Source organism: Acinetobacter sp. (genome assembly GCF_050285345.1).
Classification (GTDB): Bacteria; Pseudomonadota; Gammaproteobacteria; order Pseudomonadales; family Moraxellaceae; genus Acinetobacter.
In genome coordinates, this window is the sequence record NZ_JBLZXR010000063.1 from 13,783 (window position 1) to 28,806 (window position 15,024).

Here is a 15,024-nt window from a genome sequence, read left to right on the forward strand (position 1 = left end):
TATATAGGCACATAAAAATGGTTAAGAAACTTACAGTTGTTATCGCTTTAACTTCTGCTGTTGCAATTGATGGTGAAATTCGTGTTGCTGGCACTGAAGTTGAAGTTGATCAAGATCTTGCAAAAGATTTATTAGCGCGTGGTCGTGGGGTGTTGGTTGAAGAAGCTGATTTTACCCAGGCGGCAGATGACGAAATTGATTTGGCTAAAATGACAAAAGCCCAATTGGTTGAATTTGCACTGCATGAATATGAAATTGAACTTGATGCATCGCTTACCAAGGATGCATTAATCGAAGCGATTCAAGCAGCTGCGGCAGACGAATAATGACTTCGCCGAGCTGGGAAAATTTAGAAGTTTTTCTACAAACTGATGCAGTAGGTGGTTTTGCTATTACTGCAACGGTTCAGTTTGCAAATGGATCTGATGATAAGCCAGTAACAGGCATATTTGATGAGCCGTATTTAAATGCTCAGCTCGGTGAATATGAAGTTGATGATGCTCAGCCACGCTTTACATGCAAATCAAGTGACGTTAAAGGTGTTGCACGCGGTGATGGTTTGTTACTTTCTGATGGTCGAAAATTTCATGTGATGACGTATCCACAGCAAGATGGCACTGGAATGTCAATCCTTAAGCTTGAAGTGAATGAATGATTTCACTTGATATTAGTGCTCAAGGCATTGAATCAATTATTGCCGAGTTAGAGCCTACGGAAAAACAAGTTAATACAGCATTAAGCCGCACTTTAAATAAGATGGCTAAGTGGATTCAAACCAGAACAGTAAAAGGTTTGAGTGCTGAATTACAAGTTATGCAGAAGGTTTTACGCAGAAGAATGCGTAAGACGACGATTCAAAAAACAAATACAGGTTGGACGATCAACCTCTGGTATGGCTTAAACGAAATATCACTTATTCATTTAAATGCGCGTGAAACAAAACGCGGTGTGACTGCTGGTAAGCATAAGCGAGACAGTGCTTTTATTGCCAAAGGTCAAGTTTTTAAAAGACAAGGAAAAGGGCGTTTGCCACTTGAAAAGCAAACGTTAGAAATTAAAGAAAAAGCAGATTCATATTTAGATGGACAGGCTTTTTCTAATGGGTACCAAGAGCAATTTTTTAAAGTTTTGGAGCATGAATTGAAATGGCAGATGCGATAGAAGGAACAGATATTGTTGCAATGCATGACAATATTGTAAAAAAACTTTCAGATCAATTTAAAGATGATTTTAAGTTGATTGAATTTTATCGAAGTGAAAATGAACGCTCGCCATTAAAAAAAGAAAATTTACCAGCATTGTTGCTTGAGGTTCCTGACTTTGAATTGAATCTGGAAGAAGATGCAGGTACAGAGCAATTGCCTATGTTTGCTCGCATTGAAGCACGAGTTGTCATTGATGCGATGGAAAAAGAACAAGACAATCCAACTTTTGCAAAATTAAAGGTAAGAACACTTGCCTTAAAACTAGCTCAATACCTATTTAAAAACAAACATTTTCATGAGTTAAAAACAGGTCCATTAACTCTTTTAGATGTGACTGAAGATGCATTTTATCCTGGACTAGATCGCTACGATGTTTGGCGTGTGGATTTTTCCATACCTATTCATATTGGTGAGAGTATTTGGAAATCTGAAGGTGTAACGCCTACAGCATGGTTTAGTTGGTCACCTGAAATTGGTAGCGCTCATTCAAGTGCTTATCAGGAGATACTGCCATGAGTTATGCATTAGCACAGATCGATCGTATTCTTGCAAATTTTATAAAGATAGGGCGTATACACAGTGTTGATTTTGATGCTGGTACCGCAACTGTTGATTTTGATGGTGAGTTGGTTACGGATCTAGAATGGTCAAAAGATCGTGCAGGTGCTGATCGATCATGGAATGGTGGCTATACCAAAGGTGAGCAGGTTTTAGTTTTATCTCCATCGGGAGACCTATCACAAGGTGTGATTGCTTTTGCTATTTCTCAAGATGCTTTTCCCAACGTAGGTGATAGTGAAAATCCGAAGCGTGTTTTTGCGGATGGCACAACTATCGAGTATGACAAATCAAGTCACACACTATTCGTTGATGCCTCGGCTTCTAGTGGTCATGTCGTTATTCGATGCAATACAGCTCAAATACAAGCTGAGTCAACAATCACTATGGATGCACCTAATACTGTTTGTACAGGAAATTTAACCGTAGCTAAGTCATTAAGTATGGGTGGCAGTGGTGGAACTGCAACCTTAAAAGGTAACGTTGCTATGAGTGGTGGTACGTTGACGCATGACGGTAAAAATATTGGTGAAAGCCATAAACATAGTGGTGTGCAAACAGGCGGTGGTAATTCGGGAGGTGTCGTTTAATGGGTATGAATGCTGAAACGGGCCGTGAATTAACAGGATTGGAGCATTTAAAACAGTCCATAGCCGACATTTTAAATACTCCGATTGGTTCACGTGTTATGCGCCGCGATTATGGCTCTCGATTATTTGAGTTAATTGATGCACCAATTAACAGAAGCACAGTGGTTGATATTGTTGCAGAAACAGCTGAAGCATTAATGAAGTGGGAAGATCGTCTGGTGGTTAGTGCTGTAGATGTGACTGGAGCAGTGGTAGGACAGATTGTTCTAAGAGTTACTGGTAAATACAAACTTGATGGAAAAACTGTTCAATTGGACGGAATCGTGGTGGGCAAATGAGTACAGTCGATTTTTCACAGCTTTTACCGCCTAGCTTAATCACAGAATTAAGCTACGAAGCCATTTTTACAAAAAGAAAAGAAAGTTTTATATCTCTATATGATGCATCTGAACAGCAAGCAGTACGAGAATTATTACAACGAGAATCTGAACCAGTAGTGAAGTTACTACAAGAAAATGCATATCTGGAAATGCTGTATCAAGCAAAATGTAATGCTGACGCTAGATCTTTGTTGCTTGCTTATGCGGAAAAATCAGATTTAGATCATTTGGCTTTAACAGAATACGGGCTAACACGCTTAGTCGTCACGCCCGCAGATAACACGGTAATTCCACCCGTTGAAGCTGTGTATGAATCTGATGAGCGATTGCGTGAACGTTGTGTTTTATCCTTCGATGGTATGAATACGGCTGGATCTGCAAATGCGTACCGCTATTTCACATTATCCGCTGATGGTCGTGTGGATGGTATTAAGGTTCGATCAGAACAAGATAATCCGTATTTACTAGATGTTGTGATTACACAAGTTGATAGTGTAAATGGTCAAGCATCAGCAGAACTCGTTCAAATTGTGCAAGCTGCTCTTGATCCAGAAGAAGTACGTCCTGTATGTGATCGCCCAATTGTTATCTCAAGTATAGCGACGAATTATCAAATTGAAGCGACTCTATATGTCGGTAAAAATGCAGAAGATGCTTTGTTACTTGAAGCAGCAAATCTTCGTTTAGATAAATACATTAAAAATGCTAAAAAAAACGGTGAAAGTATCTATCTATCTGCAATTTATGCAGCATTGCACGTGGATGGTATTGAACGAGTAGAAATTATTTCACCGACAGCAGATTTGGTGATGGATAGTTATCACCATCCATACTGTACGGCTAAAAACATTACTGTTGGAGGTGTAATTTGAAAACTTTACTTCCTCCAAATGCTACAGATCTAGAAAGAAAGCTTGCTGAAGTTGGTATTGATGCTTTTGAATTGCCATCAATTCGTATCATCAAAGATATTGATCATGTTCCATCACAGTTTTTACCATTTATTGCATGGCAAAAGTCAGTCGATTATTGGGATGAGAACTGGCAAGAAGCTTTAAAACGGAAAGTCATTAAAGAATCACGTGACTTACATCGTTTAAAAGGCACACCTACAGCTATTAAGAAAGCATTAGAACCTTTTGGTTATGAAGTGACTTTAATTGAATGGTTTAAGGCAGAACCTAATTTAGTACCAGGTACTTTTAATTTAGAGCTAAACGTCATTGGCAAAAGTTTAAATGCTGAAACATACAGTGAAATAAATAGATTGGTATCTGAATCTAAAGCAGCATCACGGCATTTAGCAAACCTTACCGTAACAATTAACCCAATTTTAACGATACGCAACATTATTGTGCATCAAACAGCATTAACGTATACAAGTGAGCCGAGGGCATAAATGGCTGAATATTATAATGTCACAACAAATTTAGGTGACGCTGAAATAGCGAATGCAATTGCCACAAATACAAAGTTGAATATCACTCATATTGCTTTTGGAGATGGTAACGGTTCAGTACCAACCCCAAATAAGGCACGAACATCTCTAGTACGTGAAGTTCATCGTCAAGCTGTCACTAAATACGAGCGACACGCAACAAATGCTAATTGGATTGTGATTGAAACGATTATCCCATCCAGTATTGGTGGGTTTTGGGTGCGAGAGATGGGAATCATTGCGAATGGAAAGTTAATTTCACATGGTTCACATGCTCCTTTTGAAAAAGTTGCAGACCCATCGGGTGTAAGTGAATATCGACTTAGATTTACGCAAAATGTAACAGATGGTTCTGTTGTTGAAATCATGTTAGATGAATCGTTAATTTATGCATCTCAAGCATGGGTAGAAGAAAACTTTATTAAACGTTCTGAAATCGTAGACGACTTAACCACGAATGATTCAAATAAACCCGTATCTGCAAAACAAGCGAAAGTTTTGCAGGATAACAAGCTTGATAAAAATTCTAATGCTGTTAGTGCCACAAAACTAAAGGAAGCAAGAACAATTGCAATTTCAGGAGCTGTAACGGGAACAGCAACAGGGTTTGATGGTTCGGCAAACATTGCAATTGCAACAACTGCAATTGATGGTTCTAAAATCAGTAGTGGTACTGTACCTGTTGCGCGACTTCCTGCTGCATCAACAAGCGCTGCAGGTGCTGTAAAGCTTAACAATACTTTAACGAGTACAAGTACGACTGAAGCTTTAACTGCTGCACAGGGTAAAGTTTTAAATGGTCAAATGTTTGGGGTTGGTCAATCTTGGAAAGATGTGACATCGGAAAGAGTTGCTAACACTTGGTACACCAACACATTACCTAAAGTTATTTTTCTTACTGTTACAGTAAAAGCAAATGGAAACAATGCAGCACGAGTTGCGGTGCAAGTCGAAACGGTAAACGGAGAGCAGATAGAGGTTGGGGAGTCTTGCAGCAGATATGGCTCAGATTACAAATCATCATTTATTGGTGTTCCTGTTAATCCAAATGAAAAATATAAATATTTAAATGTGGAAGGCGGAATCTCTGTAAAGGAATCTAAATAATGCAAAAATATATTAAGAGTGATTTATCAGAAGTTTGTTACTTTGAAGACAATGTAAATGTGGTTGATTGGATTGATTTAACTCAATACAGATTAATGACTAATGCTGAAATTTTAAAACATGAAACACCAAAGCTCACACAGTTTCATACTGAATGGAACGGTACAGACTGGGTTGATCCACGCTCCGAAGAAGAAAAACTCGCATATAAGCGTTCACAATATCCAAAACTCAAACGCTATCAATTTATGCGTGGCTTACTTGAAATGGGCTTTAAGTCTTCTGATATTGAAGCTCAAATCATGTTGATTGAAGATGAATCCACACGTGAGCTCACAATGCTTGGATTTAAAGAAGCTACTAATTTTGTTCGTACAGACCCCAGCATTGATGTTATGCGTGATATTCTTGGAAAAACAGATTTAGATATTGATGAGTTTTGGGAACAGGCTTCAACTCTTTAGTTGTTATGTAAATATTTCCTTAAATAGTTATAGAAATTATTTAAGGAAATTGAAATAGCATTACGTGTAGTGAAATATTTATTTAGCCTAATTATTTCAAAAAACATAGAAATAACTTCGTTGCGCGTCATTTAAAATAAAAAAGTGCAATAATTTATATAGCTAAGCCCTAAAGGAGGGCTTTTAGCTATTATTGTTTAAGGATGTTTTTTAAATAATATTTAATTATCCATAGTAAATTTTTAAAGCTCAAGTTTCTTGAAAAGTTCTTAATAGTGTTCTTACTATAAGAGTCACCACTTTTTAAACTATTAATATAATATTTCTCATGGATAGTGTTTTTATACGGATTTTTTTTTCGTGAATCTGCCCATGAGTCAAAAAAGTGATGCGAAGCATAATTTACTGAAAGATCTAAACAGAAATAGTTAGAAGCAAATATATTGATACTATCACAGCCATCAAATCCAACCTGCTTTTTATTATCTGATGGATTGATACCAAAGTCTCTTTTTAAGATGCCTCCAATTAATATGGTATTTGCTTTTTCAGACAAACTGTATTCTTTATTTTCATAGTAATTCAACAGTTTTTTAAGCAAAGAATGGTTCTGTTTGCTACCCCAAACAGCAGATGTAAATGGTATACCTTCTGTTTCAAAGCAACTAAAGGCTTCATTTTCTAAAAAACAATCAATATTCTTTTTAAGTTCAACATCAGTATCTAAATACACTCCACCAAACTTATTTAAAGCCCATACTCTGACATAATCACTAACAAAAGCATATTTTTTTAATTCATATGCTTTCTTTGTAAATTGTGTGCTATCAATATCAAAATTATTTTCATTCCAAAGAATGATTTCCCAATCAGGGCAAATTTCCTTCCATGTACTAATGAATTTTAATTGTTCTTCAGGAATGGGGTTTTTACCAAACCAACAATAATGAATAATTTTAGGAATCATATTTAAATCACTCTACAAAAATATTAAATTTAAAAACTTGATTTTTTAGGAAGTTTTCTCTGTAATTTATTGAAATTTATTAGATTTCATCACTAATAAGTTCTTTAAGATTGATTTGAAGATCTATTGCTAATTGATTAGCACGATCATTAACAGAATCATGTCTAAGCCTAATGTTTTTAGTTGCCTTGCTGAATTTAGATAACATCCAAATTCTTTTTAAATGATGTTTTTTTTGGAAATTTTTTAACCAACGTTTATCTCGACTAGCTTGTAAATGTTCGATTGCTGGAGGAATCGCTTCAGGATTCAAGTCAAAAATTTGGGTGTATCTAATTGGTATTTTATTTAAAGAAATTTTACCTTTAGCTATCCAATCATCTAGTAATGATTGCAATATTTTTTGATCCCAGACGTCAGGATTTTCTAAAGAAAGTTTCTGCCATTCACTGATTAATTCACGAGCATTCTTAGTATCATTTATAAAAATTGTTCCGCTAAGTAATTCAGTGTCATTAAGATAATGAACACCAATGTCTTCTTTGATAGTACTAAAGTATGGTCTGACATCTTCTAAAATTATCGCATCAGCATCTACAAAGAGTATAGGTCCTTCAAGTTTCTTACGCATTTGGTTAATGAAGGTGGGTTTAAATGTGATGATTTTTTGCCAATCATTTCTATTTACTGTAGTCAAATCAATATTTATATTAAACTTTTTAGCTGATGCTGCCAAAATTTCTGCATGGCGAGTATAGAGATAATCGTTGGTATGGAAACTAAAGACGGTCAACATTTTTTCTGGTCTTGGGAATGAACTAATAGTTTGATTATAAACTAAACTTATTTCTTTTTGTTTTTTTAGTAGTATTGATTTTAGCTAATTAACTTTTATATTGGACCTCAATAGTAATGAAAATCTCTAGATTTAATAATTTTTTTAAATTTTTATATAAAATTACACATGCTAAGTCGTTAAGACACAACCGGATATATTTTCCTTACTTTAAGGTGTATCGAAGTGACAATGTTATTCAAAGTATTTATTACCTAAATGAGCAGGTAATATTTGATAATTCGAAAGTTAGTACTGAAGTTAAACAAAATAGTATTGTTATGATTGCTTCAGGACCTTCGATTAAAGATATAGATTTTAATAAATATGTGGGGAATTATGATTTCATTGGCATGAATGGTGCCATAAATTTACAAGATATAAATTTTAAATATTATGTGGTTATAGACGAAAACTTCGTGAAAAGTAGATGGGATTTAATGCTTAAAATATTGAATATAGATGGGGTAGTGTTCGTTACAGCTGATTGTTTGAAAATAATAATGGAAAAAAATATAAACACGATAAGCTGTGTATTGAAGGTTATTGAACCTATTAAAAATATGCAAATTGAACAATTTATGTCTAAAAAGATTACAGTGAGTGATGAGGATAAAGATTTTATTATAGATGGAGATTTGGGTTTCTCAAAGGATATTTTTAGAGGTGTATTTGATCATCACACTGTCGCGTATGTTGCATTACAGCTTTGTGCATATCTGAATTATAAGCAGATATTAATGGCTGGCGTGGATTTGAATAATTTTAACTTACCTAGGTTTTATGAATGCAAAAGTAATATGCAGCCAACCCAACTAGGCGAATGCATTGATGTTATTTTCAGAGCTTTTTCTTTTGCTAGCCATTATTTAACAAATCAGGGGATCCAAGTAACTAATTTATCAAATCAAAGTGCTTTAACGTGCTTCAAAAAAGAAGAGCCTATCTAAATTAGGCATTTTAGTAATCTCTGGGTTTTTATAAGGCATCAAAACTATAATTTAAGTGCAATTGTGAATAATGAAAATTAAAGGCTAAAGAGTAAAAATTGACTAAAATCTTCAACTGAGATTGCGGTTAATGAGCGATTTATTTTTACATGGGATTCAAAACGTCACGGTAGATGATGGTGCACGCCCCATCACTACTGTGCGTAGTTCCACTATTGGTTTGATCGGGTCTGCACCAGAAGCTGATCCTTTAATTTTTCCACTGAACAAACCTGTTTTAATTGCGGGGTCACGCACGCTTGCAGCAAAGCTTGGTGAAACAGGAACGTTACCACAAGTGCTTGATTCTATTTTTGATCAAATTGGCGCCGTGGTTATTGTTGTGCGTATCGATGAAGAGGAAACAGCTCCAGCTACACTAGCAAATGTAATTGGGGGTGTTGATGCAAACACTGGCACATATGAAGGTGTTCATGCATTCCTAGCATCTGAAAACATCACAGGCTTTGTTCCTAAAATTCTAATTGCACCTGGTTTTACACACACTCGTACAGAAGCAGTTGGCGAAACACCAGCCACATCAAATCCAGTTGTTGCGGAATTAATTGGTATTGCAGAGCGCTTAAAAGCAGTCATTGTTGCCGATGGTCCTAACACTAATGATGCTGATGCAATTGCATACTCAGAAGACTTTGGTTCTAAACGCGTATTTTTAGTCGATCCTAAAGTTTTAAAATCAGTCGACGGTGAAACTTCTCAAGAATGGGCAAGTGCTTGTGTTGCTGGTTTAATTGCTAAATCAGATAATGATCGTGGTTGGTGGTGGTCTCCGTCTAACCAAGAAATTAATGGTATTGTTGGTACTGCTCGCGCAATTGATTTTGCAATGGGTGACGCGAATTGTCGTGCGAATTTGCTCAATGAAAAAAATATCACAACAATTATCCGCCAACAGGGTTATCGTCTTTGGGGCAACCGCACACTTTCAAGTGATTCAAAATGGGCATTCTTATGTGTTGTACGTACAGCAGATATGATTGATGAATCATTAAAAGCTGCACACCTTTGGGCTGTAGATCGTGGCATTACAAAAACTTATGTAGATGATGTGATTGAGGGTGTGAATGCTTACTTGCGTTACCTCACAAACATCGGTGCTATTTTGGGTGGTTCTTGTTGGGCAGACCCTGATCTAAATTCAGCAGATCAAATCGCACAAGGGAAAATCTATTTCGATTTTGACTTTACGCCAGTGTATCCAGCCGAGCATATTATTTTCCGTTCTCACTTGGTTAATGACTATATCAAAGAGATTTTTTCTTAAGGAGTATTTGAGATGGGTGTTGCAAAGGATATTCGTAAGAATTTTAATTTATTTGTTGATGGTCGTGGCTATGCTGGTAACACAGATGAAGCCAATATGCCTGAATTGTCTTTACAAACTGAAGAATACCGCGCTGGTGGTATGGATGCCCCGATTGATATCACAATGGGGATGGAAAAGTTAGTTGCTGACTTTACTTTGAATGCACATGATCGTGATGTCTTGTCTTTGTTTGGTGTGAAAGAAGGTAGTCAAACTTCATTTACAGTGCGCGAAGCGATGGAATCATATGATGGTACTACAACTGCTGTAGTTCATAATTTGACGGGTAAAATTGTCAAAATCAACCAAGGCACATCAAAAGCTGGTGAAGCACCTAAAGACAAATATGATTTGTCTTTGACGTATTACAAACAAACCATTGGTGGTCAAGTAATTCATGAAATTGATGTGATCAATATGGTCCGCATTATTAACGGTACAGATGTACTTGCAGATATTCGCTCAGCATTAGGAATGTAAAAGATGGAAAATCAAGAAAAAGATTATATTAAGGAAGGTGAGGGCAAAAACACAATTGAATTAAGTCGTCCTTATGGTGGCATTCAATTTGTAGATATGCGTGAGCCAACAGTACAAGATTTACTGACAGCTGAATTACAAAGCAAAGGTAAGTCCAATGCTGAACAAGAAATTACTATGTTTGCAAATCTTTGCGAAATTGAACCCGATTTTATTAAAGGTTTGGGTTTACGTGATTATGGTCGCATTCAGGATTCATATCGACTTTTTACATCTTAAGTGCAAATAACATTCGTCAGCATGTTATTGCACTATCATCATTTACATCATGGTCATTGACTGAAATTGAGAAGTTACCAATTTCACGATTGATTTGGTGGTGTGATGGATTACCAAGAGAAACCGCTTAATTGCGGTTTTTCTTTGCATAAGTGAATAATGAATCAAAGGTATTAAAAATAACAAAATGGCACATTGGTTTAAGTGTGTCAGATGAAATGTCAAATAAGAAATTAAATGCCATTATCACGATTGGTGGTGAAATTGCAGGTTCTCTACGCACTGCAATAGGTAGTACAACATCACAGCTCGGTAAAATTGGTTCTGAAATTCAGCGTGTTAAAAAACAACAATCTTTGCTGGGCGAGTCTATTCGTACTTTCGGAAGCATGGGTAAAAACGTTGATAATTTGCGAGCACGGTATTTATCTGTTACGAATGAACTAAATAGACTGACGAAAGCACAAGAAAAATTAACTCGAGTTGAATCGGCACGTGTGCAGAACCAAGAAAAAATAAAACAATTAACAAGTCAAATTGGGTCAGCAATTGCTACAACGGTTACTTTAGGTGCACCTGTATTTATGGCTGCAAAGTTTGAAACAGCAATGCTTGGTATAGCTAAACAGTTAGACGGTGCACGAGATGAAAGCGGTAAGCTAACCAAAGACTTTTTCAACATGCAGAAAGAAGTCCAATTACTTGGACGGACTCTGCCTATTGCAACAAATGAAATTGCATCAATGGTGGCTGAATCACTAAAAATGGGTGTTGCTAAAAAAGATGTAATTGAATTTACTCAAGTGGTTGCAGAGATGGGTACTGCTTTTGAATTGCCAGTCGATCAGCTTGCTCAGGACATGGGTAAGATTGCTAACATGTATAAAATTCCAATCAAGAATATTGGTGATTTAGCGGATACCATTAACTATCTTGATGATAATGCTATTGCTTCTGGTAAAGATATTATCGACTTTATGCAACGTGTTGGTGGTACGGCTGCAATGGTTAAAATCTCAGACAAGCATACAGCTGCCTTGGGTTCAACATTGCTTACACTTGGTGAAAAAGCTGAAACGTCATCAACGGCCATTAACGCCGTATTTTCAAAACTAGGTGCTGCTAATACTCAGTCAAAACCATTTAGAGAAATGGTCAAAGAATTAGACTTAACGACTGGTCAATTGGGTCGTGGTATGCAAACTGATGCAATCGGCACCATATTTGAAGTTATGGATAAAATCAAAGAGCTTCCAAAGATTGCTAAGGATGGGCAAACATCTCAAATTGATGCGGTGGCTACGTTATTTGGTGCTGAACATTGGGATACATTCTCTAAATTAATGGAGAATAGGGCTGAGTTAGAAAAACAATTACGCCTTTCTACAAGTAGCGATGCAAGTGGAAGTATGAGTCGAGAATTTAAGGCTCGAATGGAAACAACCGAGGCACAGTGGCAAACCTTTAAAAACCGAGGTTCAGAGTTAGCTGTCAATATTGGTAGTGTTCTTTTACCTGCAGTAAATTCAATTATGGCAAGTGTTGGAAATGTTGTTTCTGTATTTGCAGATTGGTCTAAAGAACATCCAAAGCTAACTAAATTTATAGTGACCACAGTTGTAGCTTTAGGTGCATTTAAAGTTGGATTATTAGTTGCACGTTTGGCTATTTTTGCAATTAAATCACCTATTTTATCTTTGTTTGGTGTGTTTACTCGATTGTCCGTATCCGGTGGTATTGCAGGGAAAGCATTTAAAGCTTTACTTAATCCAATAGGATTGTTGAAATCTGCCTTTGGTATGGTTGTTCCAATAGTTAAACAAGTTGGTTTTATTCTTCTACGTACACCATGGGGGATAGCTGCTGCAGCTGCTGTTGCAGCAGGTGTTTTAATTTACAAATATTGGGATCGAATCAAAGCCTTCTTTAGTGGTTTTTGGACTGGTTTAAAACAAGGACTTGAACCTGTTATTACATCTTTTACAGATTTATATAAATCGATGTCTTGGCTAGAGCCTGTTATTCAATTAATAGGTCGTGGCATTGGAATTGTGTATGACTGGTTTGTGAAACTATTATCTCCTGCAAAAGCGACAGAAGAACAATTAAAGAGTGCTACAAGTGCTGGTGAATCATTTGGAAAAATCGTTGGTAATGGTATTACTTTAGCTCTTACACCTGTTCGTTTGTTGGTTGATAGTCTGTCATGGATTCACAAGAATATTGGTGGAATTATTGGAAAGGTTGCGGAACTGGCAAATAAAACACCAACAGTGGGTAGTTTCTTTGGTGCTGTTAAAAATACAATCTTTGGCTCTCCCAAAAGTACACCTACTTCACAATCAAGAGCATCAGTTCCTTATCGAACAAATTCAGCACCACAAATTCGTGGAGCAAGTGGCACTAAACCATCAGTAACACAGCATTTTAATCAACCAATTACAGTTCATGCAGCACCAGGGCAGAATCCAAATGAAATTGCTAACTTGGTCATGCAGAAAATTAACAGGGCAAATGGTGTAGCTCAGCGTGGTTCAATGTTAGATGCGGGGTATGCACAATAATGGACGGTCAGATTTACGGTACATTCCTAACGATGATGCGCCTTGGAACTTTTAAATTTTGTATTTATACCGCGGCATATCAAGAATTAAACCGCACTACAAATTATAAGTGGGGAGAGCAAGCAGTTTTTGGTGGTTGGGATAATCTACAGTATTTAGGACCAGGTGAAGATGCAATTTCATTAACTGGTGTAGTTTATCCAGAGTTTAAAGGTGGTACTGGGCAAATTGACGACCTCAGGGCATTGGCTGCAACAGGGCAACCTCAATTACTTGTGAGTGGTACAGGTAGAATTTTAGGTTATTGGATCATCAATAGCATTACCGAAGGTCAAACCAAATTTGCTGCTTTTGGTGTTCCTCGGCGTCAAGAATTTACGGTGAATATGCGTAAATACTCAGATAGTCCTGAGCGCTTAGGTTTGCTTGGCACAGTAATGAATGCAATAGGTATATAAATGGCTCAATATTCAACAAAAGATGGCGACACTTTAGATGAAATTGCTTACCGCTATTATGGAAATACAAACAATAAGGTAGTGGAAAACATCATTGAAGCAAATTTTGGCATTACAGATCATCCATCAATATTGCCAGCTGGTATCTTGATTGAATTGCCTGAAGTAAAGCAATCAACTGAAAAGCAGAAGGTGAAATTATGGGATTAAAGCCGTGCTTCTCTGTCATTGCGAATGAACAAGACATTACAGGCATCATTTCAGATTTATACGAATATATCTCTATTACTGATGGTACAGGTTATGAATCAGATACTTGTGAAATATCTTTAATTGACGATCCCATTCGCCCTATTGAATTACCTAAAAAAGGTGCTGAGTTAAGAATCTCTATGGGGTATGACTTGGCAATGGTGGATATGGGGCTTTATATAGTCAGTGAAGTTTCTTTATCAGGTCCACCTGAAAAAATGGTTATTCGTGGTCGTGCTGTACCTCAATTGACAAGTAAAAGCGGAATTACATCATTAGCATCTCAAAAAACAAGATCATGGCCAAAAGATACAAGCGTATCTGCAGTGGTTACTAAAATTGCAAGGGAGCATGGTTTAGATCCGTTTGTAAGTGATGCTGTTGCTAAAATTAAACTCCCGCATTTTGATCAGTCTGATGAATCGGATTTAAACTTTTTATTACGTATCGCTAAAAGGTACGATGTGATCTGTAAACCTGCAGGTGGAAAGCTACTTTTCGTAAAACGTGGCGATATTGACTTACCTAATTTGATTTTGGCTAAAGAACAAGTGAGCGATTGGGAAATGACGTCGAGCACGAGTGATAGTGCAGGTACTGTGATAGCTTATTGGCACGATAAAAAAGGTGCTAAAAGAAAAGAAGTTAAAGTCGGAGATGGCGAACCTGTAAGAAGATTAAGACATACTTATCAAGATGAAAAAAGTGCATATGCTGGTGCTCAAGCATCACTTGACCAGTCACGCCGTGGTGAGGAAAAATTAAGTTTAAACTTACCTGGTAACCCGCAAATTTCAGCAGAAATGCCAATAACACTTGTGAATTTCAGAGAGGGAATTGCTGGGGATTGGATTGTTGAGCAATGTACACATAATATTGACAAGAGCGTTGGTTTTAAAACATCTGTTAATGGTGTGAAAAGTTTGAAAGAGGAAGATTAGCTAGTTTGATTAGACATGTTATAATGTTGTTACACAGCTAATTACAGACTGTGGATAATCTTGTGTTTACGTCAATATTACGTCATATTAAATTAAATTATTGATTATGTTGAAAAGATACTACGTTGACATCGTAGAGGTCTCCAGTTCGAGTCTGGATATACCTACCAAAATTTAGAGATAGAAATAG

At 36.6% G+C, this 15,024-nt stretch carries 20 protein-coding genes; 18 read left to right on the forward strand and 2 right to left on the reverse strand.

Annotated elements, in window-relative coordinates:
* Positions 1 to 17: 17 nt before the first annotated feature.
* From ACN6OV_RS05965 to ACN6OV_RS06010, 10 genes are read left to right on the forward strand one after another with little or no spacing between them, the layout of a single operon-like run.
* A complete protein-coding gene (locus ACN6OV_RS05965; protein WP_427950716.1) occupies positions 18 to 326 on the forward strand; it encodes a hypothetical protein in 309 nt (102 codons plus the stop codon).
* The gene (locus tag ACN6OV_RS05970; RefSeq protein ID WP_427950718.1) at positions 326 to 655 is read left to right on the forward strand and encodes a head-tail joining protein; all 330 of its coding nucleotides are present in this window, start codon (positions 326 to 328) and stop codon (positions 653 to 655) included. Before ACN6OV_RS05965 ends, ACN6OV_RS05970 begins: the two co-directional genes overlap by 1 nt.
* Complete coding sequence (locus ACN6OV_RS05975; RefSeq protein ID WP_321104308.1) at positions 652 to 1,161, forward strand: phage tail protein; 510 nt, start codon at positions 652 to 654, stop codon at positions 1,159 to 1,161. Before ACN6OV_RS05970 ends, ACN6OV_RS05975 begins: the two co-directional genes overlap by 4 nt.
* Positions 1,146 to 1,721: a hypothetical protein gene (locus ACN6OV_RS05980; RefSeq protein WP_427950721.1), complete on the forward strand. Its 576-nt coding sequence runs from the start codon at positions 1,146 to 1,148 to the stop codon at positions 1,719 to 1,721. The genes ACN6OV_RS05975 and ACN6OV_RS05980 overlap by 16 nt, the downstream gene beginning before the upstream one ends.
* Positions 1,718 to 2,353 carry a phage baseplate assembly protein V gene (locus tag ACN6OV_RS05985; protein WP_427950724.1) on the forward strand — a complete coding sequence of 212 codons (636 nt, stop codon included), beginning with the start codon at positions 1,718 to 1,720 and terminating at the stop codon, positions 2,351 to 2,353. Before ACN6OV_RS05980 ends, ACN6OV_RS05985 begins: the two co-directional genes overlap by 4 nt.
* A 5-nt stretch (positions 2,354 to 2,358) precedes the next feature.
* Positions 2,359 to 2,691, forward strand: a complete 333-nt coding sequence (locus tag ACN6OV_RS05990) for a GPW/gp25 family protein (protein ID WP_427950726.1) — start codon at positions 2,359 to 2,361, stop codon at positions 2,689 to 2,691.
* Positions 2,688 to 3,605, forward strand: a complete 918-nt coding sequence (locus ACN6OV_RS05995) for a baseplate assembly protein (protein ID WP_427950729.1) — start codon at positions 2,688 to 2,690, stop codon at positions 3,603 to 3,605. The genes ACN6OV_RS05990 and ACN6OV_RS05995 overlap by 4 nt, the downstream gene beginning before the upstream one ends.
* Positions 3,602 to 4,132 (forward strand): phage tail protein I, encoded by a 531-nt coding sequence (locus tag ACN6OV_RS06000; protein WP_427950732.1) that lies wholly within the window; start codon positions 3,602 to 3,604, stop codon positions 4,130 to 4,132. The genes ACN6OV_RS05995 and ACN6OV_RS06000 overlap by 4 nt, the downstream gene beginning before the upstream one ends.
* Complete coding sequence (locus tag ACN6OV_RS06005) at positions 4,133 to 5,278, forward strand: phage tail protein (protein ID WP_427950733.1); 1,146 nt, start codon at positions 4,133 to 4,135, stop codon at positions 5,276 to 5,278.
* The gene (locus ACN6OV_RS06010) at positions 5,278 to 5,742 is read left to right on the forward strand and encodes a hypothetical protein (RefSeq protein WP_427950736.1); all 465 of its coding nucleotides are present in this window, start codon (positions 5,278 to 5,280) and stop codon (positions 5,740 to 5,742) included. The genes ACN6OV_RS06005 and ACN6OV_RS06010 overlap by 1 nt, the downstream gene beginning before the upstream one ends.
* Positions 5,743 to 5,932: 190 nt before the next feature.
* Here the strand turns inward: ACN6OV_RS06010 and ACN6OV_RS06015 are convergent, their stop codons facing one another.
* The gene (locus ACN6OV_RS06015; RefSeq protein ID WP_427950739.1) at positions 5,933 to 6,709 is read right to left on the reverse strand and encodes a glycosyltransferase family 32 protein; all 777 of its coding nucleotides are present in this window, start codon (positions 6,707 to 6,709) and stop codon (positions 5,933 to 5,935) included.
* 79 nt (positions 6,710 to 6,788) lie between these two features.
* Entirely contained in the window at positions 6,789 to 7,505 is a 717-nt protein-coding gene (locus ACN6OV_RS06020) for a putative nucleotide-diphospho-sugar transferase (protein ID WP_427950741.1), read from the reverse strand.
* Between the two features lie 320 nt (positions 7,506 to 7,825).
* On the opposite strand from ACN6OV_RS06020, the gene ACN6OV_RS06025 reads away from it, so the two are divergent.
* The 8 genes from ACN6OV_RS06025 (at position 7,826) to ACN6OV_RS06060 (ending at position 14,834) form a co-directional block, all read left to right on the forward strand.
* Positions 7,826 to 8,494, forward strand: coding sequence for a lipopolysaccharide biosynthesis protein (locus ACN6OV_RS06025; RefSeq protein WP_427950744.1), 669 nt, complete (start codon positions 7,826 to 7,828; stop codon positions 8,492 to 8,494).
* 130 nt (positions 8,495 to 8,624) lie between these two features.
* On the forward strand, positions 8,625 to 9,818 hold the full coding sequence (locus ACN6OV_RS06030) for a phage tail sheath subtilisin-like domain-containing protein (RefSeq protein WP_427950746.1): 1,194 nt from the start codon (positions 8,625 to 8,627) through the stop codon (positions 9,816 to 9,818).
* Positions 9,819 to 9,830: 12 nt separating this feature from the next.
* On the forward strand, positions 9,831 to 10,340 hold the full coding sequence (locus ACN6OV_RS06035; RefSeq protein ID WP_427950749.1) for a phage major tail tube protein: 510 nt from the start codon (positions 9,831 to 9,833) through the stop codon (positions 10,338 to 10,340).
* Between the two features lie 3 nt (positions 10,341 to 10,343).
* On the forward strand, positions 10,344 to 10,619 hold the full coding sequence (locus ACN6OV_RS06040) for a phage tail assembly protein (RefSeq protein ID WP_109291602.1): 276 nt from the start codon (positions 10,344 to 10,346) through the stop codon (positions 10,617 to 10,619).
* Positions 10,620 to 10,771: 152 nt separating this feature from the next.
* Complete coding sequence (locus ACN6OV_RS06045) at positions 10,772 to 13,183, forward strand: phage tail tape measure protein (protein ID WP_427950752.1); 2,412 nt, start codon at positions 10,772 to 10,774, stop codon at positions 13,181 to 13,183.
* Complete coding sequence (locus tag ACN6OV_RS06050; protein ID WP_427950755.1) at positions 13,183 to 13,641, forward strand: phage tail protein; 459 nt, start codon at positions 13,183 to 13,185, stop codon at positions 13,639 to 13,641. Before ACN6OV_RS06045 ends, ACN6OV_RS06050 begins: the two co-directional genes overlap by 1 nt.
* Positions 13,642 to 13,851 carry a tail protein X gene (locus ACN6OV_RS06055; protein WP_321104320.1) on the forward strand — a complete coding sequence of 70 codons (210 nt, stop codon included), beginning with the start codon at positions 13,642 to 13,644 and terminating at the stop codon, positions 13,849 to 13,851. It abuts the gene before it with no gap.
* A complete protein-coding gene (locus ACN6OV_RS06060) occupies positions 13,842 to 14,834 on the forward strand; it encodes a phage late control D family protein (protein WP_427950758.1) in 993 nt (330 codons plus the stop codon). The genes ACN6OV_RS06055 and ACN6OV_RS06060 overlap by 10 nt, the downstream gene beginning before the upstream one ends.
* Positions 14,835 to 15,024 lie beyond the last annotated feature (190 nt).

Excerpts from the sequence above, each read along its gene's own strand:
- ACN6OV_RS05965 (WP_427950716.1), top strand. The coding sequence starts at position 18 with ATGGTTAAGAAACTTACAGTTGTTATCGCTTTAACTTCTGCTGTTGCA.
- ACN6OV_RS05970 (WP_427950718.1), top strand. The coding sequence starts at position 326 with ATGACTTCGCCGAGCTGGGAAAATTTAGAAGTTTTTCTACAAACTGAT.
- ACN6OV_RS05975 (WP_321104308.1), top strand. The coding sequence starts at position 652 with ATGATTTCACTTGATATTAGTGCTCAAGGCATTGAATCAATTATTGCC.
- ACN6OV_RS05980 (WP_427950721.1), top strand. The coding sequence starts at position 1,146 with ATGGCAGATGCGATAGAAGGAACAGATATTGTTGCAATGCATGACAAT.
- ACN6OV_RS05985 (WP_427950724.1), top strand. The coding sequence starts at position 1,718 with ATGAGTTATGCATTAGCACAGATCGATCGTATTCTTGCAAATTTTATA.
- ACN6OV_RS05990 (WP_427950726.1), top strand. The coding sequence starts at position 2,359 with ATGAATGCTGAAACGGGCCGTGAATTAACAGGATTGGAGCATTTAAAA.
- ACN6OV_RS05995 (WP_427950729.1), top strand. The coding sequence starts at position 2,688 with ATGAGTACAGTCGATTTTTCACAGCTTTTACCGCCTAGCTTAATCACA.
- ACN6OV_RS06005 (WP_427950733.1), top strand. The coding sequence starts at position 4,133 with ATGGCTGAATATTATAATGTCACAACAAATTTAGGTGACGCTGAAATA.
- ACN6OV_RS06010 (WP_427950736.1), top strand. The coding sequence starts at position 5,278 with ATGCAAAAATATATTAAGAGTGATTTATCAGAAGTTTGTTACTTTGAA.
- ACN6OV_RS06015 (WP_427950739.1), bottom strand. The coding sequence starts at position 6,709 with ATGATTCCTAAAATTATTCATTATTGTTGGTTTGGTAAAAACCCCATT.
- ACN6OV_RS06020 (WP_427950741.1), bottom strand. The coding sequence starts at position 7,505 with ATGTTGACCGTCTTTAGTTTCCATACCAACGATTATCTCTATACTCGC.
- ACN6OV_RS06025 (WP_427950744.1), top strand. The coding sequence starts at position 7,826 with ATGATTGCTTCAGGACCTTCGATTAAAGATATAGATTTTAATAAATAT.
- ACN6OV_RS06030 (WP_427950746.1), top strand. The coding sequence starts at position 8,625 with ATGAGCGATTTATTTTTACATGGGATTCAAAACGTCACGGTAGATGAT.
- ACN6OV_RS06035 (WP_427950749.1), top strand. The coding sequence starts at position 9,831 with ATGGGTGTTGCAAAGGATATTCGTAAGAATTTTAATTTATTTGTTGAT.
- ACN6OV_RS06040 (WP_109291602.1), top strand. The coding sequence starts at position 10,344 with ATGGAAAATCAAGAAAAAGATTATATTAAGGAAGGTGAGGGCAAAAAC.
- ACN6OV_RS06050 (WP_427950755.1), top strand. The coding sequence starts at position 13,183 with ATGGACGGTCAGATTTACGGTACATTCCTAACGATGATGCGCCTTGGA.
- ACN6OV_RS06055 (WP_321104320.1), top strand. The coding sequence starts at position 13,642 with ATGGCTCAATATTCAACAAAAGATGGCGACACTTTAGATGAAATTGCT.
- ACN6OV_RS06060 (WP_427950758.1), top strand. The coding sequence starts at position 13,842 with ATGGGATTAAAGCCGTGCTTCTCTGTCATTGCGAATGAACAAGACATT.